22 protein-coding genes are annotated in these 23,596 nt (G+C 71.3%); 18 read left to right on the top strand and 4 right to left on the bottom strand.

Annotated features, from left to right (window positions below):
- Positions 1-122 precede the first annotated feature (122 nt).
- The 4 genes from SANBI_RS14355 (at position 123) to SANBI_RS14340 (ending at position 4,749) form a co-directional block, all read left to right on the top strand.
- Positions 123-1,127, top strand: coding sequence for a DNA-directed RNA polymerase subunit alpha (locus SANBI_RS14355; RefSeq protein ID WP_056128722.1), 1,005 nt, complete (start codon positions 123-125; stop codon positions 1,125-1,127).
- Between the two features lie 58 nt (positions 1,128-1,185).
- Positions 1,186-1,731 carry a 50S ribosomal protein L17 gene (rplQ, locus tag SANBI_RS14350; protein WP_056128725.1) on the top strand — a complete coding sequence of 182 codons (546 nt, stop codon included), beginning with the start codon at positions 1,186-1,188 and terminating at the stop codon, positions 1,729-1,731.
- 155 nt (positions 1,732-1,886) lie between these two features.
- Positions 1,887-3,992 carry a DUF6541 family protein gene (locus SANBI_RS14345; protein WP_319156204.1) on the top strand — a complete coding sequence of 702 codons (2,106 nt, stop codon included), beginning with the start codon at positions 1,887-1,889 and terminating at the stop codon, positions 3,990-3,992.
- Positions 3,985-4,749, top strand: coding sequence for an alpha/beta fold hydrolase (locus SANBI_RS14340; RefSeq protein WP_319156202.1), 765 nt, complete (start codon positions 3,985-3,987; stop codon positions 4,747-4,749). The genes SANBI_RS14345 and SANBI_RS14340 overlap by 8 nt, the downstream gene beginning before the upstream one ends.
- A gap of 183 nt (positions 4,750-4,932) precedes the next feature.
- On the opposite strand, the gene SANBI_RS14335 is transcribed toward SANBI_RS14340, so the two are convergent.
- Positions 4,933-5,703 carry an ROK family protein gene (locus tag SANBI_RS14335; RefSeq protein ID WP_319156200.1) on the bottom strand — a complete coding sequence of 257 codons (771 nt, stop codon included), beginning with the start codon at positions 5,701-5,703 and terminating at the stop codon, positions 4,933-4,935.
- 198 nt (positions 5,704-5,901) lie between these two features.
- Between SANBI_RS14335 and truA the strand changes: the two genes are divergently transcribed.
- The gene (truA, locus tag SANBI_RS14330) at positions 5,902-6,765 is read left to right on the top strand and encodes a tRNA pseudouridine(38-40) synthase TruA (protein ID WP_319156198.1); all 864 of its coding nucleotides are present in this window, start codon (positions 5,902-5,904) and stop codon (positions 6,763-6,765) included.
- A 158-nt stretch (positions 6,766-6,923) separates the two neighbouring features.
- Here truA and SANBI_RS14325 read toward each other — a convergent pair whose 3' ends face one another.
- Positions 6,924-7,325, bottom strand: coding sequence for a DUF5709 domain-containing protein (locus SANBI_RS14325; protein ID WP_319156196.1), 402 nt, complete (start codon positions 7,323-7,325; stop codon positions 6,924-6,926).
- Positions 7,326-7,471: 146 nt separating this feature from the next.
- Between SANBI_RS14325 and SANBI_RS14320 the strand changes: the two genes are divergently transcribed.
- From SANBI_RS14320 to SANBI_RS14290, 7 genes are all read left to right on the top strand, one after another.
- Positions 7,472-9,160 carry an ABC-F family ATP-binding cassette domain-containing protein gene (locus SANBI_RS14320; protein WP_319156194.1) on the top strand — a complete coding sequence of 563 codons (1,689 nt, stop codon included), beginning with the start codon at positions 7,472-7,474 and terminating at the stop codon, positions 9,158-9,160.
- Positions 9,161-9,191: 31 nt separating this feature from the next.
- Entirely contained in the window at positions 9,192-10,121 is a 930-nt protein-coding gene (trhO, locus tag SANBI_RS14315; protein WP_319156192.1) for an oxygen-dependent tRNA uridine(34) hydroxylase TrhO, read from the top strand.
- A gap of 405 nt (positions 10,122-10,526) precedes the next feature.
- On the top strand, positions 10,527-10,970 hold the full coding sequence (gene rplM, locus SANBI_RS14310) for a 50S ribosomal protein L13 (protein ID WP_012867907.1): 444 nt from the start codon (positions 10,527-10,529) through the stop codon (positions 10,968-10,970).
- Between the two features lie 45 nt (positions 10,971-11,015).
- Positions 11,016-11,504: a 30S ribosomal protein S9 gene (gene rpsI, locus SANBI_RS14305; protein ID WP_012867906.1), complete on the top strand. Its 489-nt coding sequence runs from the start codon at positions 11,016-11,018 to the stop codon at positions 11,502-11,504.
- A 119-nt stretch (positions 11,505-11,623) separates the two neighbouring features.
- Positions 11,624-12,970 (top strand): phosphoglucosamine mutase, encoded by a 1,347-nt coding sequence (gene glmM / locus SANBI_RS14300; RefSeq protein WP_319156187.1) that lies wholly within the window; start codon positions 11,624-11,626, stop codon positions 12,968-12,970.
- A 53-nt stretch (positions 12,971-13,023) separates the two neighbouring features.
- Complete coding sequence (locus tag SANBI_RS14295) at positions 13,024-13,659, top strand: peptide deformylase (protein ID WP_179912120.1); 636 nt, start codon at positions 13,024-13,026, stop codon at positions 13,657-13,659.
- Between the two features lie 206 nt (positions 13,660-13,865).
- Entirely contained in the window at positions 13,866-14,621 is a 756-nt protein-coding gene (locus tag SANBI_RS14290; protein ID WP_319156185.1) for a DedA family protein, read from the top strand.
- Positions 14,622-14,644: 23 nt separating this feature from the next.
- Here the strand turns inward: SANBI_RS14290 and coaA are convergent, their stop codons facing one another.
- Positions 14,645-15,595, bottom strand: coding sequence for a type I pantothenate kinase (coaA, locus tag SANBI_RS14285; protein WP_319156182.1), 951 nt, complete (start codon positions 15,593-15,595; stop codon positions 14,645-14,647).
- A 53-nt stretch (positions 15,596-15,648) separates the two neighbouring features.
- Between coaA and glmS the strand changes: the two genes are divergently transcribed.
- Both glmS and SANBI_RS14275 read left to right on the top strand, forming a co-directional pair.
- On the top strand, positions 15,649-17,514 hold the full coding sequence (gene glmS, locus SANBI_RS14280; protein WP_319156180.1) for a glutamine--fructose-6-phosphate transaminase (isomerizing): 1,866 nt from the start codon (positions 15,649-15,651) through the stop codon (positions 17,512-17,514).
- A gap of 103 nt (positions 17,515-17,617) precedes the next feature.
- A complete protein-coding gene (locus SANBI_RS14275; protein ID WP_319156178.1) occupies positions 17,618-17,968 on the top strand; it encodes a holo-ACP synthase in 351 nt (116 codons plus the stop codon).
- 358 nt (positions 17,969-18,326) lie between these two features.
- Here SANBI_RS14275 and SANBI_RS14270 read toward each other — a convergent pair whose 3' ends face one another.
- Positions 18,327-19,313 (bottom strand): LLM class F420-dependent oxidoreductase, encoded by a 987-nt coding sequence (locus tag SANBI_RS14270; RefSeq protein WP_319156176.1) that lies wholly within the window; start codon positions 19,311-19,313, stop codon positions 18,327-18,329.
- A gap of 84 nt (positions 19,314-19,397) precedes the next feature.
- Here SANBI_RS14270 and SANBI_RS14265 point away from each other — a divergent pair, with 84 nt between their 5' ends.
- Genes SANBI_RS14265 through tsaE form a run of 4 tightly spaced genes read left to right on the top strand, consistent with a single transcriptional unit; the run spans position 19,398 to position 23,595 of the window.
- A complete protein-coding gene (locus SANBI_RS14265) occupies positions 19,398-21,059 on the top strand; it encodes a bifunctional ADP-dependent NAD(P)H-hydrate dehydratase/NAD(P)H-hydrate epimerase (RefSeq protein WP_319156174.1) in 1,662 nt (553 codons plus the stop codon).
- 47 nt (positions 21,060-21,106) lie between these two features.
- Complete coding sequence (locus SANBI_RS14260) at positions 21,107-21,718, top strand: nucleoside/nucleotide kinase family protein (RefSeq protein WP_319156172.1); 612 nt, start codon at positions 21,107-21,109, stop codon at positions 21,716-21,718.
- Between the two features lie 46 nt (positions 21,719-21,764).
- The gene (gene alr / locus SANBI_RS14255) at positions 21,765-22,985 is read left to right on the top strand and encodes an alanine racemase (RefSeq protein WP_319156170.1); all 1,221 of its coding nucleotides are present in this window, start codon (positions 21,765-21,767) and stop codon (positions 22,983-22,985) included.
- A 19-nt stretch (positions 22,986-23,004) separates the two neighbouring features.
- A complete protein-coding gene (gene tsaE, locus SANBI_RS14250) occupies positions 23,005-23,595 on the top strand; it encodes a tRNA (adenosine(37)-N6)-threonylcarbamoyltransferase complex ATPase subunit type 1 TsaE (protein WP_319156168.1) in 591 nt (196 codons plus the stop codon).
- Position 23,596 lies beyond the last annotated feature (1 nt).

Raw genomic sequence — 23,596 nt, 5'->3', positions numbered from 1 at the left:
TGCCCTGCACGTGGGCAGAGCACCGTCCCCCGGCAGCAAGCTGCAGGTCCCGGCGAGGAGATCTTCGTCCCGGGTTCGTGATGCGTCATATAGCGGACGCATGCTGAAAGGAACACACCCACGTGCTTATCGCACAGCGCCCCACACTGACCGAAGAGGTCATCTCGGAGAGCCGCTCCCGCTTCTCCATCGAGCCGCTCGAGCCTGGCTTCGGCTACACGCTCGGCAACTCGCTCCGTCGCACGCTGCTCTCGTCGATCCCCGGCGCTGCAGTCACCTCGATCCGGATCGACGGTGTGCTCCACGAGTTCACCACCGTGCCCGGTGTCAAGGAAGACGTCACCGAGATCATCCTCAACGTCAAGAACCTCGTCGTCTCCTCGGAGAACGACGAGCCCGTCGTGATGTACCTGCGCAAGCAGGGCTCCGGTGTGGTCACCGCTGCGGACATCGTCCCGCCGGCGGGCGTCGAGGTGCACAACCCCGATCTGCACATCGCGACCCTCAACGACAAGGGAAAGCTCGAGATCGAGCTCACCGTCGAGCGTGGACGTGGCTACGTCTCTGCCCAGCAGAACAAGTCCTTCGACGCCGAGATCGGCCGCGTGCCGGTCGACTCGATCTACTCGCCGGTCCTCAAGGTCACGTACAAGGTCGAGGCGACCCGTGTCGAGCAGCGCACCGACTTCGACAAGCTCATCGTCGACGTCGAGACCAAGCAGGCCATCAGCCCCCGCGACGCGCTCGCGTCGGCTGGTAAGACGCTGGTCGAGCTGTTCGGCCTGGCCCGTGAGCTCAACGTCGAGGCCGAGGGCATCGAGATCGGCCCGTCGCCGACCGACGCCGCGCTGGCCGCTGACCTGGCGCTCCCGATCGAGGACCTCCAGCTGACGATCCGTTCGTACAACTGCCTCAAGCGCGAGGGCATCCACGCCGTGGGTGAGCTCGTGGCACGCAGCGAGGCAGACCTGCTCGACATCCGTAACTTCGGTGCGAAGTCCATCAACGAGGTCAAGGACAAGCTCGCCGAGCTCGGCCTGTCCCTCAAGGACTCCCCGCTGGACTTCGACCCCTCGACCGCCGACTACTACGACGGCGACGACACGGAAGACGAGCAGTACACCTGACGTCTGAGTCGTCCGCGCGAGCGGCCGGCACACCCCCACCTTTCTAGGAGCACACACCATGCCTACCCCCACCAAGGGTGCGCGTCTCGGCGGAAGCCCGTCCCACGAGCGCCTCATCCTCAAGAACCTCGCGACGAGCCTGTTCGAGCACGGCCGCATCACCACCACGGTGACCAAGGCCAAGCGCCTGCAGCCCTTCGCCGAGCGCCTCATCTCGAAGGCGAAGCGCGGAGACCTGCACAACATCCGCCAGGTCGCCAAGACCATCAACTCCAAGACGGTCAACCGTCCCGGCGAAGAGGGCGACGCCGCGACCACGCTGCACCGCCTCATCACCGAGATCGCCCCGGCCATGTCCGAGCGCAACGGTGGCTACACCCGCGTGACGAAGGTCGGCAACCGTAAGGGCGACAACGCCCCCATGGCCGTCATCGAGCTCATCCTCGAGCCCGTGAGCGCCAAGCAGTCTGTCGTCCGCGAGGCCGAGAAGGCCGCGAAGAAGACCGCTCCGAAGGCTGCCAAGGCCGACGAGGCACCTGCGTCCGAGGCTCCGGCCGCTGACGCTGAGGCACCGGCAGAGGAGTCGTCCGAGAAGGACGCCTGACGCCACCCTCGTCCCCAGGGGCGAGTGCCTGAGCTTCATCCGCGAGGCCCGGTCCGTGATCTGTCACGGACCGGGCCTCGTGCGCTAACGTCGGCCCCGGTGCGCGTGCACGAGCACGTCCACGGGCCGAGAGACGACGACGAGGGGAGCGGTCCGTGTCCTGGATCGAGCTCGTGCCCGCCTTCGTGGCGTGCGCGGCGGTGCTGGTCGCGCCAGGAGCGCTCGTCGCGCGAGCCGCCGGCGTACCGGCCTGGCTGGCCCTCGGTGCCGGCCCCGGGCTGTCGGTCGCCTTCTACGCAGTGCTCGCCGTCGTCCTCGCGAGGTCCGGGGTCGCCTGGTCGCCCGTGACGGTCGGTCTTCTCGCGCTGGGGTGCCTGGTCGTCGTCGCTGCGGTCGCCGTCCTGGCCAGGCGCGCCACCAGCTCAGGGTGGGCGCGCGTCACCGGTCTGCTGCCCGGCGCAGACGGGCTCGGTGCTGGGCCTGCCTGGTCCGGGACGCCGTCAGAGGGTTCGTCTCGCGGCGCAGTCCGACGCTGGGCACCGTCGACGTGGTCGTGGCGGGTGTGGGTCTGTGCCGCGGTCGTGGTGTCCGCTGTCGTGACTGTCGTCCCGACCATGATCGGCATGGGGGCGCCGGACGCCCCGCTCCAGCAGTGGGACGCGGTCTACCACCTCAACGGGCTCGCCCTGATCCAGGAGACCGGGGACGCGAGCCAGCTCAACGGGCTCTACGGCGCGGGCGCGAGCGTCTACTACCCGACGGCCTGGCACGCGGCGGTGTCGCTCGTCGTGAGCCTCGGCGGTCCGCTGACCGCGTCGTCGATCACGGCTGCGGCGAACGCCTCGACCCTCGTCATGAGCGTCGTGTGGGTCCTGGGTGCCGCGGCCTTCGCCCGCGCCGTGCTCCCGCACCGACCTGCGGTCACCGTGCTCGCAGCACTGGCAGTCTCGGCCTTCTCGATGTTCCCGACGGTCCAGCTGGCCACCCTCGCGCAGTGGCCCAACGGGCTCGCGACCATGCTGATCCCTGGGGCGGCCGCCGCCGTGGTCACAGCCACGAGGTCGTGGCGGTCCCACGCGGTCCGGACCTCGCCCCCCGCAGCCCGGGTGACCTCGTGCGTCCTGACGGCGCTGGCCCTGGGCAGCGCCGCTGGTGTCGCGCTTGCACAGCCGAGCGGCTTCGTCGGGCTGGCAGTGGTCCTCGCGCCCTTCGTGGTGACGGTCCTCGCCGTCGTCGTGCGCGACGCGTGGCGCGGCGGGCACAGGACTGCGGTCCTCGTGCCGGCCGGCCTCGTGGTGGTCTTCGCGACGGCTGCTGCTCTCGTGCTCAGCCGGTCGTCGGTCCTCGACATGGTCTTCGGCTTCGCACGGGCCCCGCAACGGAGCATCCCCGTGTCGGTCGCCCGGATCCTCACCGACACGGTCTTGACCCCTGTCCCCGGCAACATCGTGGTGTCGGTGCTCGTGGTCGTCGGAGCTGTGGTGCTCCTGCGCCGGCGGCGGCACCGCTGGCTCGTGGTCTCCGCAGGTCTTGTCGTGGCGCTCGCCGCCCTGGCCGCTGGCCCGGAGAACCCGCTGCGGCTGGTCACCGGGATCTGGTACACCCAGGCGGCTCGGATCGAGGCCTTCTACCCGGTACCTGCGGCGGTCCTCGCGGCGGTCGGCGCGCTGGCCGTGGTCGACGGGGCGCGTGCGAGCGGACGGGTCCGGGCCAAGGCTCCCGGCTCGCCATGGCTCCGGTCTCCGTTCGCGCTGACCGGCGCGCTCCTGGTGGTCGCCTTCCTGACGTCGGCGGCCTTCCAGGCCCCGCAGCGGGCCGTGAGGTTCGCCCAGGCCTACGACCCGGCGAGCATCCAGTGGGGAACCATGCTCAGCGTCGACGAGCTCGAGCTGATGCGCGACCTCCCCGAGATCGTCGGCGACGACGCCGTCGTGCTGGGGGACCCGTTCAGCGGCGCGCCCTACGCGTGGTCTGTGGGGCGCACCCACGTCGTGCTCCCGCAGCTGAACATCTCCGGGCTCGACCCGGACCGGCAGTACCTGGTCGACCACTTCGACGACGTGACGACAGACCCGAGGGTGTGCGAGGCGGTGCGTGAGCTCGGGGTCACCCACTTCTACGTCGACCGGACGAAGCCTCGCGACGGTGCCAAGCGCAGCCCGCTCGGACCAGCCCTGTCTGAGGTCGACGTGTCGACAGGGTTCGTCCCCGTCGCCACAGCAGGGGACGCCGCTCTCTACGAGCTGACGGCCTGTGGTTGACGTGCCGACGGCGCCTGGGGTGCAGGCCGGGCTCCCTGTCGTGCTGGTCCACGGCATCCGCACCTCGTCGACCATGTGGCGGGCGCAGGTCGCCTCCCTCGAGGCCGCAGGGCGTCGCGTCCGGGCGGTCGACCTCCCGGGCCACGGCACACGCCTCGGGGAGCCCTTCACGCTCGACGCCTGCGACGCCGTGATCGCCGAGGCCGTCGACGACCTGGGCGGCGAGGTGCTCCTCGTCGGGCTGTCGCTCGGCGGGTTCTTGTCGGTCGAGTTCGCGGACAAGCACCCCGACGCCGTGCGCGGGCTGGTCGCCGCCGGCTGCTGCACGGACCCTCGGGTGCCGCTGCGGGCCGCGTGGGCGCGGCTCTCCCGCTGGATCGAGCGGACACCGGACTCTGGGGCTCGGTTGAACGCCTTCGTCGTCCGTGCCGCGCTGTCCCCGCAGGCCCAGGACGACATCGCGGCCGGCGGCTTCGCGCTCCGCGTGATGTCCGAGGCGCTCGACGCCGTCGGTGGCCTCGACCCGCTCGGCTCGCTGCCGAGGTCGCGGTGCCCGGTGTGGCTCGTCAACGGCGCCCTCGACCACTTCCGCACCCAGCAGGCAGCGTTCCGCAGGGCCGCGGAGCGCTCTGGCCAGCCTGTCCGGACGGTGGTGGTCCCGAGGGCCCGGCACCTGGTCAGCCTCGACGCACCCGTCGCCTTCACGCGCGTCGTGCTCGAGGCCCTCGAGGCTGTCGACCCGTCTGCACGGCCCTAGGTCGGCCAGAGCTGCTCAGGGATGGCCGGGAGCAGTGTCCCGGAGGCGCCGGCTCCCGGTCGCAGCGAGCCGAGGATGCTGCCGCCGCGCTCCTGCCGGAGTCCTCCCGGAGGAGCTGACGCCGTGCGCCTGCAGACGCCGTCCCGCCTGCAGCCCCCGTCCCGCCCGCGCCTGTCGCACCAGCTATCCGAAGAGGTCCCAGGCCCTGGCGCCCCCCACGAGGGCTGCCGAGTTCGGCACGATGACGACCTCGTCACCCAGCCTGTCGAGCACTGCCTGGGTGATCCGGCGCGAGTTGCCTCCGCCGATGTAGAGCCGGTCCCACAGGAACACCGGCCGCAGACCGTCGACGACACGGGCGACGCGCCTCGACCACAGTCCGTCCCCGAGCCTGTGCCGCTCGATCTCGCCGATGTAGGCGTCATAGGTGGTGCCGCGCCGCACGGGAGCGTGGGAGAGCTCGAGGTGGGGTGCGACCCGGCCACCGTCGAAGTGCGCGCTGCCGAGCCCGGTCCCGAGGGTCAGGACGAGCTCGAGGCCTGTCCCCGCGACCACGCCGGCACCATGGATCTCCGCGTCGTTGAGCACGAGGACCGGGACACCCAGACGCCTCTCGAGGGCGGCCCTCGCGTCGAAGCCGGACCACCGCTCGCGCAGCTCGGGGTCGATCCTCGAGCGAGGACCCGTGCGGGTGATGTAGTGCGGCGTGTGGATCACGACACCGTGCCGGATCATCCCCGGCATCCCCAGGCTCACCCTGTCGGCGGGCGGCAGGCCACGGGCGAGGCCGGCGACGGTGTCCACGAGCAGCTCCGGCGAGAGCGGGTACGGCGTCGGGACCCGGACCGCAGGCGCGTGCGCCGTCCCTGCGGCGTCGAGCACCGCAGCCTTGATGCCGCCGCCCCCGCAGTCGACGGAGAGCGTGAGCGGGGCCGGAGAGCCGGAAGCAGACATGAGGTGCAGGATACGTCCGTCGCTGTGCCCGTGGTGGGTCTGAGGCCCTGCAAGGTGGTGTGACGTCCCTCCGTCCAGTGTCGCCCTGGTCCCGCTGCCGCTGCCGCTGTCCCGCTGCCGCTGTCCCGCTGCCGCTGTCCAGGTGCCGCTGGGTGCAGGGCCCACGGGAGTACGCCCGGCAGCTGGCCGTGCGTCATCATGGGGGACGTGATGCGCATCAGACTCGACATCTCCTACAGGGGGACAGACTTTGCCGGCTGGGCCGTCCAGCCCGGGCTGCGGACGGTCCAGGGGACCCTCGAAGACGGTCTCGCCCAGGTCCTGCGCACCCGGGTCCGTCTGACGGTGGCGGGACGCACCGACGCTGGCGTGCACTCCCGGGGGCAGGTCACGCACATCGACGTCCCGGACGAGACCTGGATCAAGCTCGAGGGTCGGGGCGACAGGACGAGCGAGCAGGCGCTGCTCTCCCGCATCAGCGGTGTGCTGCCGGCCGACGTCGTGGTCCGGGCGGTGACAGTCGCGCCGCCAGGCTTCGACGCGAGGTTCAGCGCGCTGTGGCGGCGCTACAGCTATCGGATCGTCGACCGCGCCGAGCTGCGCGACCCCTTGCGCGCCGACTGGACCCTGTGGTCCCGGCGGCCGCTCGACGTCGACGCGATGCGCGCGGCCACCGAGCCGCTCGTGGGGGTGCGGGACTTCGCGGCCTTCTGCCGCCCCAGGCCTGGCGCGACGACCATCAGGCACCTGCAGGAGCTCCGGTGGGAGCGCCGGGTGGGCGGGCCCGACGACGGGCTCGTCGTCGCGAGCGTCCAGTCGGACGCGTTCTGCCACAACATGGTCCGCGCGCTCGTGGGGGCCTCGATGGCTGTGGGCTACGGCCAGCGCCCCGTGGAGTGGCCCGGGGAGATCTTGCGCGGGGGAGTGCGCGACCCCCTCGCCGGGGTGGTCCCGCCGCACGGGCTCACCCTCGAAGAGGTCTTCTACCCTTCCGACGACGAGGTCGCCGCCCAGGCGGAGCGCTCACGAGCCCGGAGGATCGAAGAGCACATCTGGCAGTAGGCCGCACGGTCCCGGCACGAGGCGGCGGCGCCGCGCAGCGCGGTACCCCCCGCACGACGTCGGAGACACCGCAGGCCCGTCCGGAGCCGGACGGGCCTGCGGTGGTGACGACCGCGACGACGTCGCCGCGCTCGTCGGGTGGTCGGTGATCCCTGCGCTCAGGGCTCTTCGACGATGTGCACGGCTGCCTCTTCGGCGCTCGCCGCACCGCCGGCGACACCGGCGTCGTCGGCGAAGGTGTCGTTGACCCGCCCGTCGAGGGCGTCGGGGTCGGCGACGAGACGACCTGCGCGGTCGGGCTGGATCGCGCCGGAGTCCGGCGCGTCGAAGACGTCGGGCTCTTCCTCGGCGAGTCGCTGGTCGAGCGTCTCGCCCTGGATCTCCTCGAGAGCCGTCTCGCCGAAGTGGTTGCTCCGCGGCCTCTCGGGCGGGGAGTAGCCCTCGTCGAGCAGATCGTCGACCCCACGCTGGGTGAGGGTGTCCTCCTTGGGCAGCTGGTCGGTGTCGCCCTCGCTGTTCAGCGCGGCGTCGGTGCTGGTTGCCGGTGTGTCTTCGCTCATCCCTCCACGGTGTCACCGCGCAGCACGGTCCGCACGTCGAGGGCGAGCTCCCCGACCCTCGTGCAGGTGGCGAGCCTGGACGTTGCCGCAGGCGCCGACGGGTAATGAGCTCGCTCCCAGCCCTGCCGAGACGGCACACTAGCCCCGTGGGACACATCGACATCAACGACGTCAGCTTTTTCCTCCCCGACGGGCGTCCGTTGCTGTCGGGGGTCGACCTGCGTGTCGGCGACGGCGCGAAGGTGGCCCTGGTGGGCCCCAACGGCGCCGGTAAGACCACGCTCATGCGGATCGTCTCGGGCGACCTCGAGGCTCACGGCGGCCGGGTGAACCGCAGCGGCGGCCTCGGCGTCATGCGCCAGCTCGTCGGCCGGATCGACGACGACAGGACCATCCGCGACGTCCTGGTCGACCTCGCGAACCCTGCCGTCAGAGCAGCGGGTGTCGAGCTCGCGGACTCCGAGATCGCGATGATGACCACAGACGACGAGCCGACCCAGATGCGCTACGCCCAGGCGATCGCCGACTGGGCCGACGCGGGCGGCTACGACGCCGAGAACGACTGGGACCACGTGACCGACGAGGTCCTCTCGATCCCCTTCGACTCGGCGCAGCACCGCGCGATGCGGACCCTGTCCGGAGGTGAGCAGAAGCGGCTCGTCCTCACCTCCCTGCTCCGCGGCCCCGACGATGTGCTCCTGCTCGACGAGCCTGACAACTTCCTCGACGTCCCGACCAAGCGCTGGCTCGAGCAGCAGCTCGCCGCGAGCCGCAAGACCGTCTTGTTCATCAGCCACGACCGTGAGCTGCTCTCGCGCACGGCGACCCAGGTGGCCTCGCTCGAGCCGGGCGCGTCGGGGTCGTCGGTCTGGGTGCACGGCCAGGGCTTCGACACCTACGCGGCTGCGCGTGAAGACCGGATGAGCCGTCTCGAAGAGCTGCGCCGCCGCTGGGACGAAGAGCACACGAAGCTCAAAGACCTGGTCAACGGCCTCAAGACACGGGCTGCCTTCAACGACGGTCTGGCGAGCCGCTACCAGGCGGCCCAGACCCGGCTGCGCAAGTTCGAGGAGGCCGGACCGCCCGAGGTCGTCGCGCGGGAGCAGAACGTCCGCGTGCGCCTGACCGGCGGGCGGACCGCCAAGCGGGCCGTCGTGGCCGAGAAGCTCGAGCTCACGGGCCTGATGAAGCCCTTCGACACCGAGATCTGGTTCGGCGACAGGGTCGCCGTGCTGGGCTCGAACGGCTCCGGCAAGTCGCACTTCATGCGTCTCCTGGCGGCGGGCGGCTCCGACCCCGCGGACCACACCCCCGTGGTCGAGGGCATGCCCGCCTCGCAGGAGCCTGTCAAGCACACGGGCGTCGTCACGCTCGGCTCGCGGGTGCGCCCAGGCTGGTTCGCCCAGAACCACGTCCACCCCGAGTGGGACGGGCGCACGCTCCTCGACATCCTGCACCGCGGTGAGGGCAGCCGGGACGGCATGAGCCGTGAGCCCGCGAGCAAGGCGCTCGACAGGTACGAGCTCGCCGGGCAGGCGGAGCAGAAGTTCGAGACCTTGTCCGGCGGTCAGCAGGCCCGCTTCCAGATCCTGCTGCTCGAGCTCGGCGGAGCGACCCTGCTGCTGCTCGACGAGCCGACAGACAACCTGGACCTGCACTCGGCCGAGGCTCTCGAGGCCGGGCTCGCCCAGTTCGAGGGGACCGTCGTCGCCGTGACCCACGACCGCTGGTTCGCCCGCGGCTTCGAGAGGTTCCTCGTCTTCGGGGGCGACGGCACGGTCCGGGCCACCCAGGAGCCCGTCTGGGACGTGGAGCGGGTCCGCCGGGAGCGGTGAGCCCGACGGCTGAGCCGCCTATCCTGGGGGCATGGCTGTCCACAAGATCGTCCTCTTCTACGCCTTCACCCCGGTCCCCGACCCGCTCGCCCTGCGCCTGTGGCAGTCGGCGCTCGCCGAGCGCTGGAACCTCACGGGGCGGGTGATCGTGTCGGAGCACGGCATCAACGCGACCCTCGGCGGCACCGTCGAGGACCTCAAGCGGTACGTGAAGACGACCCGCCAGTACCCGGGCTTCGCCTCCATGGACGTCAAGTGGTCCGACGGCACAGGCGCAGACTTCCCGCGGCTGAGCGTCAAGGTGCGTCCCGAGCTCGTGAGCTTCGGCGCCCCGGACGAGCTCGAGGTCGACGCCGACGGGGTCGTGGGCGGTGGCACCCACCTCAGCCCGAAGGAGGTTGACGCGCTCGTCGCCGAGCGCGGGGACGAGGTCGTGTTCTTCGACGGACGCAACGCCTTCGAGGCCCAGATCGGCAGGTTCCGGGGTGCTGTGGTCCCCGACGTGCGGACCACCCGCGACTTCGTGGCCGAGCTCGACTCGGGCCGGTACGACGACCTCAAGGGTCGGCCCGTCGTCACCTACTGCACGGGCGGCGTGCGCTGCGAGGTGCTCTCGGCGCTCATGACGGCCCGCGGCTTCGAGGAGGTCTACCAGATCGACGGCGGGATCGTCCGCTACGGCGAGGAGCTCGGGACGTCGAGCCTGTGGGAGGGGTCCCTGTACGTCTTCGACGAGCGGATGCACGTCGACTTCGACCCGGAGACGGTCCCGCTCGGCACCTGCGTGCTCTGCTCGGCGGTGACGGCCTCGTACGAGAACTGCGCGTCCACGGCGTGCACGACCCTGCGGGTGGTGTGCGCGGGATGCTCGGAGCAGGCGCGGTCCCAGACCTGCCCGACCTGCGCGGCGGCGGAGGCCGGGCAGGCGTCGCACCAGGTGGGGGACCCCGTCTCGGCCTGACCCACGGCGTCGGTGCGATCGCGCTGCCGCTCGTGCACCCTGTGCCTGTCCCCGTCTGGGCCGGCTCGTGTACCCGGACGGCGCACCCATGACGTGGCCGGCGCGGCTCTCGGGTAGTATCTGCTGCGGCTGGATCACAGTGCTCCGTGCTTCTACCACCGTCCTCCTCGGCTCTGACGCCGGGGGCCCGGCCCCGAGGGGCCGTGGACGACCTCCTCCCGAGGTCTGTTGTGACGCAGTCGGTTTTGACCGGCGACCCGTGGAGCAGATAGTGTGACTAGTCGTTGTGCTTCCATACGTGACCGGTGCGCCCACTCGCTAGGTCTGAGACGGAGCGCTCGCCGACCTCGCCGGCCGCAGAACTCTGCGTCTGGCAAGACACGATACGAAACGAAGGCTACGACCGTGCGTACGTACACCCCGAAGCCCGGCGACGTCCAGAGTGACTGGTACGTCATCGACGCGACCGATGTCGTCCTGGGCCGCCTCGCTACCCACGTGGCGACTCTGCTCCGTGGCAAGCACAAGGCCACCTTCGCTCCGCACGTCGACGGCGGTGACTTCGTCATCGTCATCAACGCGGACAAGGTCGCCCTGACCGGCAACAAGCGCGAGCAGAAGCTGGCCTACACCCACTCCGGCTACCCGGGTGGTCTGCGTGCTGTCGCGTACTCCGACCTGCTCGAGAAGCACCCGGAGCGCGCAGTGGAGAAGGCCGTCCGCGGCATGCTCCCCAAGACCACCCTCGGTCGCAACCAGCTGGGCAAGCTCAAGGTCTACCGTGGCACTGAGCACCCCCACGCTGCGCAGCAGCCGAAGCCGTTCGAGATCACCCAGGTCGCTCAGTAGGCCCCGCCTGCTCAGCTGACATACCAAGGACGCGAGGACATCACCGTGGCGGAGACCACCGTCGACATCGACGCGCTGGACGAAGAAGCACCCAGCACCTACACCTCTGAGACCACCGCCCCCGCGGGCCGTGGCCAGAGCATCACCGCGCCGGCCCAGGCTCTGGGTCGTCGCAAGGAGGCGGTCGCACGTGTGCGTCTCGTCCCCGGCACCGGACAGTGGAAGATCAACGGGCGCACGCTCGAGGGCTACTTCCCGAACAAGGTCCACCAGCAGCTCGTGAACTCCCCGCTGAAGCTGGTCGACGTCGAGGGTCGCTTCGACGTCATCGCCCGCATCGTCGGTGGCGGCACGTCCGGCCAGGCCGGCGCGCTGCGCCTCGGCATCGCCCGTGCCCTCAACGAGATCGACGAGGAGCACAACCGCGCGACGCTGAAGAAGGCTGGCTTCCTCACTCGCGACGCACGCGTCGTCGAGCGCAAGAAGGCTGGTCTCAAGAAGGCCCGCAAGGCTCCTCAGTACTCCAAGCGCTGATCCTTCGCGCTCCGCGACGGCCCCGATGGTGATCCCATCGGGGCCGTTCGCCGTTCGACCGGCGGGCTGCGGAGTCCCGCTGCCGTGATCTCTCTCTTCTCACAGGGGTGTACCAGCAGATGGCTCGTATCTTCGGAACAGACGGTGTGCGCGGCCTCGCGAACCGTGACGTCACCGCCGAGATCGCTCTCGACCTCGCGGTCGCAGCAGCACACGTGCTCGGGCAGCGTGGCGTGTTCTCGGGTCACCGCCCGAAGGCCGTCGTCGGTCGCGACCCCCGTGCCTCGGGCGAGTTCCTCTCGGCCGCCGTCTGCGCCGGCCTCGCGAGCGCCGGTGTCGACGTCATCGACGTCGGTGTCGTCCCCACCCCTGCCGTGGCGTACCTGACCCACAGCATGGACGTGGACCTCGGTGTCATGCTCTCGGCCTCGCACAACCCGATGGAGGACAACGGCATCAAGTTCTTCGACAGGTCGGGGTACAAGCTCGCCGACGAGGTCGAAGACCAGATCGAGGCGCGGCTGCGCGCTGACTGGGACCGTCCGACAGGCGCCGACGTCGGTCGCATGACGCAGGACTACACAGCCGTGTGGCGCTACGTCGACTTCCTCGTCTCGACCGTGCCCTACCGACTCGACGGGCTCAAGGTCGTCGTCGACTCGGCCAACGGTGCCGCGAGCGAGGTGGGCCCTGAGGCCCTGCGCCGCGCTGGCGCGGAGGTCGTGGTCATCGGGTCCTACCCCGACGGCATCAACATCAACTCCGGCTACGGCGCCACCCACCCCCGCCGCATGGCCGCGGCGACAGTCGGCCACTGGGCCCACGCGGGTGTGTCCTTCGACGGCGACGCCGACCGCTGCATCGCTGCCGACGAAGACGGCAACATCGTCGACGGCGACCAGATCATGGGGATCCTCGCCCAGGCTCACGCCGAGCGGGGCACGCTGACCAACGGCACCCTCGTGACGACGGTCATGTCGAACCTGGGGCTCAAGCTCGCGATGCAGAAGTCCGGGATCCGGACCGTCGAGACGGCCGTGGGAGACAGGTACGTCCTCGAGGAGATGCGCCGCAGCGGCTACTCGGTCGGTGGCGAGCAGTCCGGTCACGTCCTCCTCACGGACTACGCGACCACGGGTGACGGCACGCTCACAGCGCTGCACCTGCTGAGCCGTCTGGCGGAGACGAAGAAGACGATGTCGGAGCTCGCCTCGGCCATCGGTCGTCTCCCGCAGTCTCTGGTCAACGTCAAGGGTGTCGACAAGAGCCGTGCGAGCAGCGACAGCGACGTCCTCGCCGCCGTCGCCGAGGCCGAGATCCTGCTGGGCGAGACCGGCCGGGTGCTGCTGCGACCCTCGGGGACCGAGTCGCTCGTCCGGGTCATGGTCGAGGCCGCGACCCAGGAGCAGGCCGACACCGTCGCAGAGTCTCTCGCCGACGTCGTCCGCGTGCGCCTCGCCCTCTGACCCTCACCCGAACGCTCGTCCTCCGAGCCGCCGTCGCCCCAGGAGCCCGTGACATGACACTCCAGCCCTCGTTCCGTGACGCTGTCGAGCGCTACCTCGACACCTTCGACCGTGGGGTCCTGCCGATCGTCCAGGCGGGGCACCCTGTGCTGCGCCAGCCGGCGGCGGCCTACGACGGTCAGCTCGGCGACCTGCTGCCCGCCCTCCTCGACGCCATGCGCCTGACGATGGTCGACGCCCCGGGGGTGGGTCTCGCGGCTCCGCAGATCGGCATCGGGCTCCAGATCGCCGTGGTGCACGACGCCGGGGCGCCTGACGCCCAGGACCCGCGCGAGCGCACGCCGCTCGAGCACAGGGTGCTCGTGAACCCGTCCTACGAGGGCGTCGGCGACGAGCGACGCTCGTTCTTCGAGGGCTGCCTCAGCGTCGAGGGCTACCAGGCCGTCGTGACGCGGTTCCGCACCGTCCGTCTGACAGGTCAGGACGAGACGGGGCGCCAGCTCGACGAAGAGCTCACGGGCTGGCCGGCGCGGATCGTCCAGCACGAGACGGACCACCTCCGAGGCCAGCTGTACCTCGACCACGCCGAGATCCGCTCCCTCACCTCGAACGACAACCTCGCCACGCTCTGGGGTGGGCACGAGGGCCCGGCCGAGGCCGCTCAGGCACTCCGCTTCCCGACTGCCTGACTCACCCCGCGCGAACGCGGCTGCCACGGCCCGCGCGGCACGCCGTCTGCACCTTCTGGCCCACCTCGGCTCGTCCCTGAGGTGGGCCTCGTGCGTCCTGCGGTCATCCGTGCGGCCGATGCCCACCCCTGAGACCGCGTGCTGAACTGTCAGGGACACATCGGGGAGATACCCGATGGTGCCTGCCACGTCGGATTTCTACGCTGGTGGGACACCGGGACGTCCGGGCCAAGGAGGGGACGACGCACGTGCTGGAGATCATCGAGAACGTGCTGCAGTCCGTCGAGACCTGGGCCGTGGGCCTCGCCGCGTCACCCTGGGTCTTCGCGGTCCTCGTCCTCTTCGTGGTGGTCGACGCGTTCTTCCCGCCGGTGCCGAGCGAGACCCTCGTCATCGCGGTCGCCGCGTACGCGGTGTCGACAGGAGGACCACCCCTCTGGGCGATCGTCGCGGCCGCAGCCGTGGGGGCGGTGCTGGGGGACTCGATCGCCTACCTGCTGGGTCGTCATCTGCACATCCGTGGGTGGCGGGTCATGCGTGCACGTCGTCTCCAGGCAGCCTTCGACTGGGCCGAGGGTGCACTGGCTGCCCGCCCGGCGAGGTTCATCGTCTCGGCGCGGTACGTGCCTGTCGGGCGCGTCGCCGTGAACATGACGGCGGGGGCCATCAAGATGCCGGCACCTCGGTTCTTGGCTCTCGCGACGGTCGGCGGGGTCACCTGGGCGGGCTACTCGACCCTCATCGGCATCGGGTCGGGCATGTGGCTCGGCGACAGACCCTTGGTCGCCATGGTCGTCGGGGTGGTCGGCGGGATCGCGCTCGGCTACGTGGTCGACCTCGTCGTCGGACGCCTGCTCGGGCGCAGCAGCGCTGACGTCGCGAGAGCGGCAGCCGACGAGGCGGGCGACCCAGCCGTCCCAGCGGTGCGGGAGCCTGTCGCCGCGGGAGCCACCGCAGCCTGAGCCATCCCGGTCGCCAGCGGTCCTCAGATCTTGCGGAGCCGCACCCGCTCGACCGAGTGGTCGCGGCCCTTGTGCAGCACGAGCGTCGCCCGGCTCCGGGTCGGGGCGACGTTCTGCAGCAGGTTCGGCTCGTTGATCGTGTCCCAGATGTGCTCGGCGCGGGCGACAGCCTCGTCGTCCGAGAGCCCCGCATACCTGTGGAAGTACGACTCCGGTCGTGAGAACGCCGTCGAGCGCAAGGACAAGAACCTGTCGACATACCACTGACGCACGTCAGACGTCCGGGCGTCGACGTAGATCGAGAAGTCGAAGAAGTCGCTCACCGACAGGTCTGACCCCGACTGCGTGGCGCGTCCGGGCTGCAGGACGTTGAGGCCCTCGACGATCAGCACGTCAGGTCTGTGCACCACGGTCTCGGCACCGGGGACGATGTCGTAGGTGAGGTGGTCGTACACGGGGGCACGGACCTCCGGGCGCCCGGCCTTGACCTTCGACAAGAACCTGATGAGCGACCGACGGTCGTAGGACTCGGGGAACCCCTTGCGCTCCATGAGGCCACGGCGCTCGAGCTCGGCATTGGGGTAGAGGAAGCCGTCGGTCGTCACCAGCTCCACACGGGGGGTGTCCGGCCAGCGGGCCATCATCTCGCGCAGCACACGGGCCGTGGTGGACTTCCCGACGGCCACCGAGCCGGCGACGCCGATCACGTAGGGCGTCCGGCCCGAGTCCTCCCGCAAGAAGGTCGACGTCGCCTGGTGCAGGCTGCCGGCGGTCGCGACGTAGAGGTTGAGCAGGCGCGAGAGCGGCCTGTAGACAGTGTCGACCTCGGCAAGGTCGACAGGGTCGCCGAGACCACGCAGCCTGGCGACGTCGGCGTCGGTCAGCGGGAGGGGGGTCGACTCGGAGAGCCGGTACCACGCCGCCCTGTCGAGATCGACGTAGGGCGTCGCGGGGACGATGTTCTGGGCTACCACCCGACGATTCTGCCTGATGGAGCAGCGGGGTGCGTCGTCTAGACTCTGGGACCATGTGCGGAATCGTTGGTTACGTCGGATCACAGGTCCCCTCCTCGCGCCCCCTCGAGGTCGCGCTCAACGGCCTGAAGCGGCTCGAGTACCGCGGCTACGACTCCGCAGGTGTGGCGCTCGTCGCCCCCGGGGTCGACCGCGTCGTCTCGGCCAAGAAGGCCGGGAAGCTGCTGAACCTCACGGCAGAGCTCGAGGCCCACCCCCTGGCCGACGCCACGGCGTCGATCGGGCACACCCGCTGGGCCACCCACGGCGCACCCAACGACCTCAACGCGCACCCGCACCTCGCCGACGGTGGACGCCTCGCCGTGATCCACAACGGGATCGTCGAGAACTTCGCAGCGCTGCGCGTCGAGCTCGCAGCCGACGGCGTGACCTTCCTGTCCGAGACGGACACCGAGGTCGCAGCCCACCTCCTCGCCAAGGAGCTCGCCGAGGCCGGAGACCTCACCGAGGCGATGCGCCGCACGGCCGTCAGGCTCGAGGGCACCTTCACGCTCCTCGCCGTCCACGCCGACCGCCCCGACACCGTCGTGGGTGCCCGTCACGACTCACCGCTCGTCGTCGGGCTCGGAGAGGGCGAGAACTTCCTCGGCTCCGACGTCGCAGCGTTCATCGCCTTCACCCGTGAGGCTCTCGAGCTCGGGCAGGACCAGATCGCGACGATCACCCCCGACGCCGTCTCCGTCATCGACTTCGAGGGCGCTGTCGTCGAGCCGCGCCGCTTCACGGTCGACTGGGACGCCGAGGCCGCCGAGAAGGGCGGCTTCGCCTCCTTCATGGACAAGGAGATCCACGACCAGCCCCAGGCCGTCGGGGACACCCTCCTCGGGCGCACCGACCTCGAGGGCCGACTCGTCCTCGACGACCTGCGCATCGACGAGTCCGTGCTCCGCACCGTCGACAAGATCGTCGTGATCGCCTGCGGGACAGCCGCCTACGCCGGGCACGTGGCCAAGTACGCCATCGAGCACTGGTGCCGCATTCCCGTCGAGGTCGAGCTCGCGCACGAGTTCCGCTACCGCGACCCCGTCGTCAACGAGAAGACCCTCGTCGTGGCCATCACCCAGTCGGGCGAGACCATGGACACGCTCATGGCCGTGCGCCACGCCCGCGAGCAGGGTGCCAAGGTCATCTCGATCGTCAACACGCACGGCTCGACCATCCCGCGCGAGTCCGACGCCGTGCTCTACACGCACGCCGGACCCGAGATCGCCGTCGCCTCGACCAAGGCGTTCCTCTCGCAGATCACCGCTGCCTACCTGCTCGGTCTGTACCTCGCCCAGCTGCGCGGCAACATGTTCCCCGACGAGATCGCGAAGATCTACGACGAGCTCCGCGAGATGCCCGGCAAGATCCAGGAGGTCATCGACCGCGGGGCCCGCGTGCGGGAGATCGCCCGCTGGATGGCCGACACGTCGTCCGTGCTGTTCCTGGGGCGTCACGTCGGGTTCCCCGTCGCGATGGAGGGTGCGCTCAAGCTCAAGGAGCTCGCCTACATCCACGCCGAGGGCTTCGCGGCCGGTGAGCTCAAGCACGGTCCGATCGCCCTCATCGAGCCCGGTCAGGCGGTCTTCGTCATCGTGCCGTCGCCTCGTGGCCGCCACTCGCTGCACTCCAAGGTGATCTCCAACATCCAGGAGATCCGCGCCCGCGGGGCTCGCACCCTGGTGCTCGCCGAAGACGGCGACGAGGCCGTGCTGCCCTACGCCGACGAGGTGTTCTGGGTCCCGCAGGCCCCGACGCTCCTCGCGCCGCTGCTCACAGTCGTCCCGCTGCAGATCTTCGCCTGCGAGCTCGCGACAGCCCGCGGGCTCGACGTCGACCAGCCGCGCAACCTCGCGAAGTCCGTCACGGTCGAATGACCCCGACGTCCTCGCACGGACCGGCCGTCGTCACCTCGGTGGCGGCGGCCGTCCGCGTGCCCGGGGTCCTGCAGGGGCGCGCGCCGCGACTCCGGGCGGCCTGATGATCGTCGGGGTGGGGGTCGACGTCGTCGACATCGAACGGTTCATGGCGACCCTCGAACGGGCACCGCGACTGCGGGAGAAGCTCTTCACACCTCCCGAGCGCGACCTCGCGCCCTCGTCGCTCGCCGCCAGGTTCGCCGCCAAGGAGGCCCTCGCCAAGGCGCTCGGGGCCCCGGGAAACCTGCTGTGGCACGACTGCACGATCCCGCGGGTCCGGGGCGGGGCGCCTGTCGTCGAGGTGCGCGGGACCGTTGCTGCGCGGGCTGCGGAGCTGGGGGTGGCGTACTTCCACCTGTCGTTGTCGCACGACGGGGGGATCGCTACTGCCATGGTGGTGGCTGAGAGCTGATGTCTTGGGGGTCCGCGAGGCTCCGCGAGCGTGCGCGCGATCTCCGCGGCGTGCCTGGGCACGCCGTGCCAGGCCCACCACGATCGCGCGCACGCTCGCTGCGCCTCGCTCCTCTCCGGGAGCATCTGCTCGGGTTGCTGCGCTGCCGAGGACGGCTCGCTGCGCATCGCCTGACGGGGACGGCTCGCTGCGCATCGCGTGACGGGGGCGGGCTCGCTGCGCATCGCGTGACGGGGGTGGGCTCGGTGCGCATCGCGGGTGAGGGCTCGGCGAGTGTCGGCGGAGACGGCTGGAGAAGGCTCGCTGCGGCGGGTCGTTCGGTGTGCCTGCAGCGAGCCTTCTCAGGGGGGCCTGGGGGTCAGCTGAGCTCGGGGACCACCTGGGACTCGAAGAGCTCGATGCCGGAGCGGTCGTAGGCGGCCTCTGCAAAATAGGTGATGGCGTAGGTCATGCCGAGCTTCTCGAGGCGGGTGAGCTCTTCGACGATCTGCTCGGGGGTGCCGACGAGGGGGCCCTGGCGCAGGGACTCGACGGTCTCGGCGGCCTTGCTGGGGACGGTCTTGGCGTAGTGCTCTCCGAGCCAGGCGAGCCGGTCGTCGACGTCCTGGGCGGTCTCTCCGATGATGACGTTGTAGTTGGCCGAGCGGGTGATCTCCGCGAAGTCGCGGCCCACGGTGTCGCAGTGGCCGCGGAGGATCTCCGACTTGGCCGTGAAGGTCTCGGCCGTGCCGTCGAAGTTGGTGTAGTCGGCGTGCTGCGCGGCGATGCGCAGCGTCTTCTTCTCGCCCCCGCCGGCGATCCACAGCGGGATGCCGCCCTCCTGGAGGGGCAGGGGGTAGTTGCGGGCTCCGTCGACCTGGTAGTGCTTCCCGTCGAGGGTCGCTGTGCCCTCGGTCCACATCTGCCGCATGATCTGCACGCCCTCGTCGAGCATGTCGAGGCGCTCGCCGGCCCTGGGGAAGCCGTAGCCGTAGGCACGCCACTCGTGCTCGTACCAGCCGGCACCGATCCCCATCTGGGCACGGCCGCCGCTGATGACGTCGACCGTCGTCGCGACCTTCGCGAGGTAGGCGGGGTTGCGGTAGGCCATGCAGGTGCACATCTGACCGAGCTTGACCCGCGACGTCGACGCGGCGAAGGCGGCCATGAGCGACCAGGCCTCGTGGGTGGCCTCCTCGGTCGGCTCGGGCACGGTGTGGAAGTGGTCGTAGACCCACACGGAGTCGAAGGCGGAGCCTGTGTCGGCGTGCTGGGCGAGGCCGTCCATGACAGACCACTGGTCGGCCGGCGCGATGCCCGTGAGGTCCTGGCGCCAGCCCTGGGGGATGAAGAGTCCGAATCGCATGTGACCCACCTTACGTTCGGGTGTCCGGCGGTGCACCGGCGTCGGCCCAGGTGCGAGGCCTGCCGACTGCGGCATGATGGCCAGATGATCCAGGCACACGACGCCCGGGCCGTGCGCGCGGCCGAAGACCCTCTGCTCGCGCGAGGAGAGCCGCTCATGCAGCGAGCGTCGTGGGCGCTCTCCGGGGTGGTGCTCCGCGAGCTGCGAGCCGCCCGAGGTACCGTCCGGGGGGCTCACGCCTGCCTGCTCGTGGGCTCGGGGAACAACGGGGGAGACACGCTCTTCGCAGGGGCGCGGCTCGCCGGTCGTGGTGTGCGCGTGAGCGCCGTGCTCCTCGACGACAGGGTCCACCGTGACGGACTGGCTGCCCTGCGCGCCGCCGGCGGGACAGTGACGCACGCCGCGGGGCGGACCTTCGACGACGTCGCGCGGCACGTCGTCGAGGCCGACGTCGTGCTCGACGGGATCCTCGGCATCGGCGCCTCGGGCGGGCTGCGCGGGCTCGCGGGCGACGTGGTGCGGGCTGTCGTCCGGCATCTCGAGACTGGCCCGCGGAGGCCGCTCGTCGTCGCGGTCGACGTCCCGAGCGGCATCGGGGTCGACGACGGGTCGTTGCCTCGACCGGACCCCGCACGGAGCGGGAGCCGCGGGACGCATCAGCCGAGCGCCCCTGCCGTGCTGCGCGCCGACCGCACGGTGACCTTCGGCGCGGCCAAGCCCGGTCTGCTGCTGCCCCCGGCGGCGGCCCTCGCCGGAGTGGTCGAGGTGGTCGACATCGGGCTGGGGCTCGACGACGACCGCACCTGGCACCCTGGAGCCGTCCGCAGGCTGGCACCCCAGGACCTCGTGGACCAGGGGGCGCTCGCCCCGCCGACAGGGACCGCGCACAAGTACAGCCGGGGTGTGCTGGGTGTCGTGGCCGGGACCGAAGACTTCCCGGGGGCTGCTGTGCTCACGGTCTCGGGTGCGGTCCGCACGGGGGTCGGCATGGTCCGCTACCTGGGAGACCCGTCGGTCACGGCCGCTGTCCTCGCCGCGCGCCCCGAGGTGGTCCCCGCCGCGGGACGGGTCCAGGCCTGGGCCGTGGGACCGGGCCTCCCCGCAGCACCCTCGGCGCCTGCAGCACCCTCGGGGAAGTCCGGGCACTCGGGCTCCGGTGACGCCGCCAGGTCGCAGCGCACCCGGGTGCGGCACGCCCTCGCCCAGGCGACAGGCGAGCTGTCCTCCGACGTCGTCGGAGACGCCGTCCCCGTGGTCGTCGACGCCGGCGCGCTGCCGCTGCTGCCCGACCGCTGCCCGCCCTGGGTCGTCCTGACCCCGCACGCCGGCGAGCTCGCGACGCTGCTCAGGTCGCGGGGCGACGACGTCGAGAGGTCGGACGTCGAGGCCGAGCCGCTGCGCTGGGCCCGCCGGGCCCGCGACCTCACCGGTGCGACGGTCTTGCTCAAGGGAGAGGTGACCGTCGTCGTCGGACCCTCGGGCGCCTACGCCCAGACGGACGGACCGTCGTGGCTCGCGACAGCGGGTGCCGGGGACGTGCTCACAGGGATCCTCGGGTCTCTGCTCGCCGCCCGCTCGGAGGACGCCGTGCGTGACCCGGGCCTGCCTGCCCTCCTCGCAGCCAGCGCGGCTCTGCTGCACGGCCGGGCGGCCCACAGGGCCAACCCCGGTGGTCCGGTCTCGGCGCTCGACGTGGCCGAGGCTGTCCCCGGGACAGTCGCAGCCCTGCTGCGCGGCGACCTGTGACGCGAGATGCTCAGACCGAGGACACGACCGGGGACAGGCCCGACACCGTGACCGCGCTGGTCGACGAGGTGCTCGCCGCCCTCGTCCGCCCGCGGCTGCTCCTCGGCATCGCAGGCCAGCCCGGTGCCGGCAAGTCCACGCTCGCCTCCGAGCTCGTCGACGCCCTGGTCGAGGCTGGGACCACGGCGGTCCTCGTGCCGATGGACGGCTTCCACCTCGCCCAGCGCGAGCTGGAGCGGCTCGGCCGCGCTGACCGCAAGGGAGCGCCGGACACCTTCGACGTGGACGGGTACGTCGCGCTCCTGGCGCGGCTGCGGGCCCCGGGTGGTCGTACGGTCTACGCCCCGGAGTTCCGTCGTGAGATCGAAGAACCTGTCGCCGGGGCCGTCGCGGTCGACCCGGACGTCAGGGTCGTGGTGACCGAGGGCAACTACCTGCTGCACGACGACCACGGGTGGGACCAGGTGCGCGGGCTGCTCGACACGGTCTGGTACCTGGACCTCCCGCAGTCGACCCGGGTCGAGAGGCTCGTCGCGCGGCTCGAGCGCCACGGCCGCAGCCCCGACGACGCCCGCGCGTGGGCGAGCGGGCCCGACGAGCGCAACGCCCGGCTCGTCGCTCCGGGGAGGTCCCGCGCCGACAGGATCGTGCGTCGCTGACCCCCGCTCGCCGCTGCTCCCGGGTCGTGCGTGAGATCGTGGGGGCATGACCAGCTACTACCCCGCGCGCGCTGTCGTGGACCTCGGGGCCATCCGGGACAACGTCGGCTCGCTCCTCCGCCACGCCTCGCCGTCAGCCGGGACCGGTGCCCAGGTCCTCGCTGTCGTCAAGGCCGACGGCTACGGTCACGGGCTCGTCCCGGCGGCGCGGGCTGCGCTCGCCGGCGGGGCGACCTGGCTCGGGACCGCCCAGCTCGCCGAGGCCCTCGCGCTGCGCGCAGCAGGCATCTCCTCGCGGATCCTCACCTGGTTGTACGCACCCGGGGCACCCCTCGCAGACCTCCTCCGCGCAGACGTCGACGTCGCGGTCTCCGCGTCCTGGGCCCTCGACGCCGTGCTCGCAGCGGCGCAGGAGACGGGCCGGACGGCCCGCATCCACCTCAAGGTCGACACCGGGCTCGGGCGCAACGGGATCATGCCCGAGGAGCTCGACACCGTCCTCGCCTCCGCTGTCGCCGCGCAGTCCGACGGGCTCGTCGAGGTCGTCGGCATCTGGTCGCACCTCGCGCTCGCAGACGACCCGGCCCACCCCACGGTGCTCGCGCAGGCGGCAGTCTTCGACGACGCCGTCCGTCGCGCCGAGCAGGCAGGGGCCCACCTCGAGGTGCGGCACCTGGCGAACTCGGCGGCGACCCTCACGAACCCTCGTCTGCACTACGACCTGGTCCGCCCGGGCCTCGCCGTCTACGGGCTCACCCCGGTCCCGGACCTGGGGAGCGCCTCCGACTACGGCCTCGTCCCGGCGATGACCCTCGAGGCACGTCTCGCGACGGTCAAGGAGGTGCCCGCGGGGAGCGGTGTGTCCTACGGCCACCAGTACACGACGACGGAGCGGACGACCCTCGGCGTCGTCCCGCTGGGCTACGGCGACGGCGTGCCGCGGCACGCCTCGGGCGACCTGCCGCGCCGGCCTGGGGGACCTGTCCGTGTCGGCTCGGGCGCGAGCGCCCGGACGCTCGCCGTGGCAGGCCGGGTGTGCATGGACCAGGTGGTCGTCGACCTCGGGCCCGGCGCGACCGAGCAGCCCGGCGACACCGTCGTGCTCTTCGGACCGGGCACCGACGGAGGACCCACGGCGCAAGACTGGGCCGACGCCGCCGAGACCATCAGCTACGAGATCGTCACCCGGCTCGGGGCCCGGGTCCCGCGGGAGTACGTCGGCGACGTCGACCTGCCCGAGGCCCGGCAGGGTGGTCCTGCGGTCTGACGCCGGAGATACTGGTGGGGTGACTCGCACCTCTCATCTCACGATCGACCTGCCCGACGCCGACGCGACCCGTGCGCTCGGCCGCGCGCTCGCAGCCCTGCTGCGGGCCGGCGACCTCGTCATGCTCACCGGTGACCTCGGAGCGGGGAAGACCACGCTCACGCAGGGCATCGGGGCAGGCCTCGACGTCCGCGGGCAGGTGGCCTCGCCGACCTTCGTCATCGCGCGCGTCCACCCGCCGCTCGGGGACGGACCCGCCCTCGTCCACGTCGACGCCTACAGGCTCGGGTCCCTCGACGAGGTCGACGCCCTCGACCTCGACGCGAGCCTCGACGAGTCGGTGACTGTCGTGGAGTGGGGCCGCGGCCTCGTCGAGTCGATCGCCCGGGACCGGCTCGAGCTCACGCTCAGCCGCCCGCGCGGGGCCGCCGGCGCGACGCAGGACGAGCTCGCCGCGATCCTCGACGACGCCGAGTCCGGCACGCGCCGCCTCACCGTCGAGGGCTTCGGCGAGCGGTGGGCCGGTCTCGAGCTCCCGGGTGCGATCGACGCAGACGCTGCGAGCCAGGACCCCTTGGCTCCCACCGACCGCCATGAGTCAGTAGGCTGAG

The sequence above is a fragment of the Sanguibacter biliveldensis genome (assembly GCF_033798665.1).
In the GTDB taxonomy this organism is placed as follows: Bacteria; Actinomycetota; Actinomycetes; order Actinomycetales; family Cellulomonadaceae; genus Sanguibacter; species Sanguibacter inulinus.
The sequence above is the reverse complement of the archived record's forward strand: the minus strand, read 5'-3'. Positions and strand labels throughout refer to the sequence as shown.

What these genes read in the sequence shown, in the direction of transcription:
- glmS (WP_319156180.1), top strand. Translation starts at nt 15,649, where the DNA reads ATGTGCGGAATCGTTGGTTACGTCGGATCACAGGTCCCCTCCTCGCGC.
- SANBI_RS14325 (WP_319156196.1), bottom strand. Translation starts at nt 7,325, where the DNA reads ATGAGCGAAGACACACCGGCAACCAGCACCGACGCCGCGCTGAACAGC.
- SANBI_RS14335 (WP_319156200.1), bottom strand. Translation starts at nt 5,703, where the DNA reads ATGTCTGCTTCCGGCTCTCCGGCCCCGCTCACGCTCTCCGTCGACTGC.
- SANBI_RS14270 (WP_319156176.1), bottom strand. Translation starts at nt 19,313, where the DNA reads ATGCGATTCGGACTCTTCATCCCCCAGGGCTGGCGCCAGGACCTCACG.
- rplQ (WP_056128725.1), top strand. Translation starts at nt 1,186, where the DNA reads ATGCCTACCCCCACCAAGGGTGCGCGTCTCGGCGGAAGCCCGTCCCAC.
- alr (WP_319156170.1), top strand. Translation starts at nt 21,765, where the DNA reads ATGACCAGCTACTACCCCGCGCGCGCTGTCGTGGACCTCGGGGCCATC.
- truA (WP_319156198.1), top strand. Translation starts at nt 5,902, where the DNA reads ATGGGGGACGTGATGCGCATCAGACTCGACATCTCCTACAGGGGGACA.
- SANBI_RS14295 (WP_179912120.1), top strand. Translation starts at nt 13,024, where the DNA reads ATGACACTCCAGCCCTCGTTCCGTGACGCTGTCGAGCGCTACCTCGAC.
- trhO (WP_319156192.1), top strand. Translation starts at nt 9,192, where the DNA reads ATGGCTGTCCACAAGATCGTCCTCTTCTACGCCTTCACCCCGGTCCCC.
- SANBI_RS14275 (WP_319156178.1), top strand. Translation starts at nt 17,618, where the DNA reads ATGATCGTCGGGGTGGGGGTCGACGTCGTCGACATCGAACGGTTCATG.
- glmM (WP_319156187.1), top strand. Translation starts at nt 11,624, where the DNA reads ATGGCTCGTATCTTCGGAACAGACGGTGTGCGCGGCCTCGCGAACCGT.
- SANBI_RS14265 (WP_319156174.1), top strand. Translation starts at nt 19,398, where the DNA reads ATGATCCAGGCACACGACGCCCGGGCCGTGCGCGCGGCCGAAGACCCT.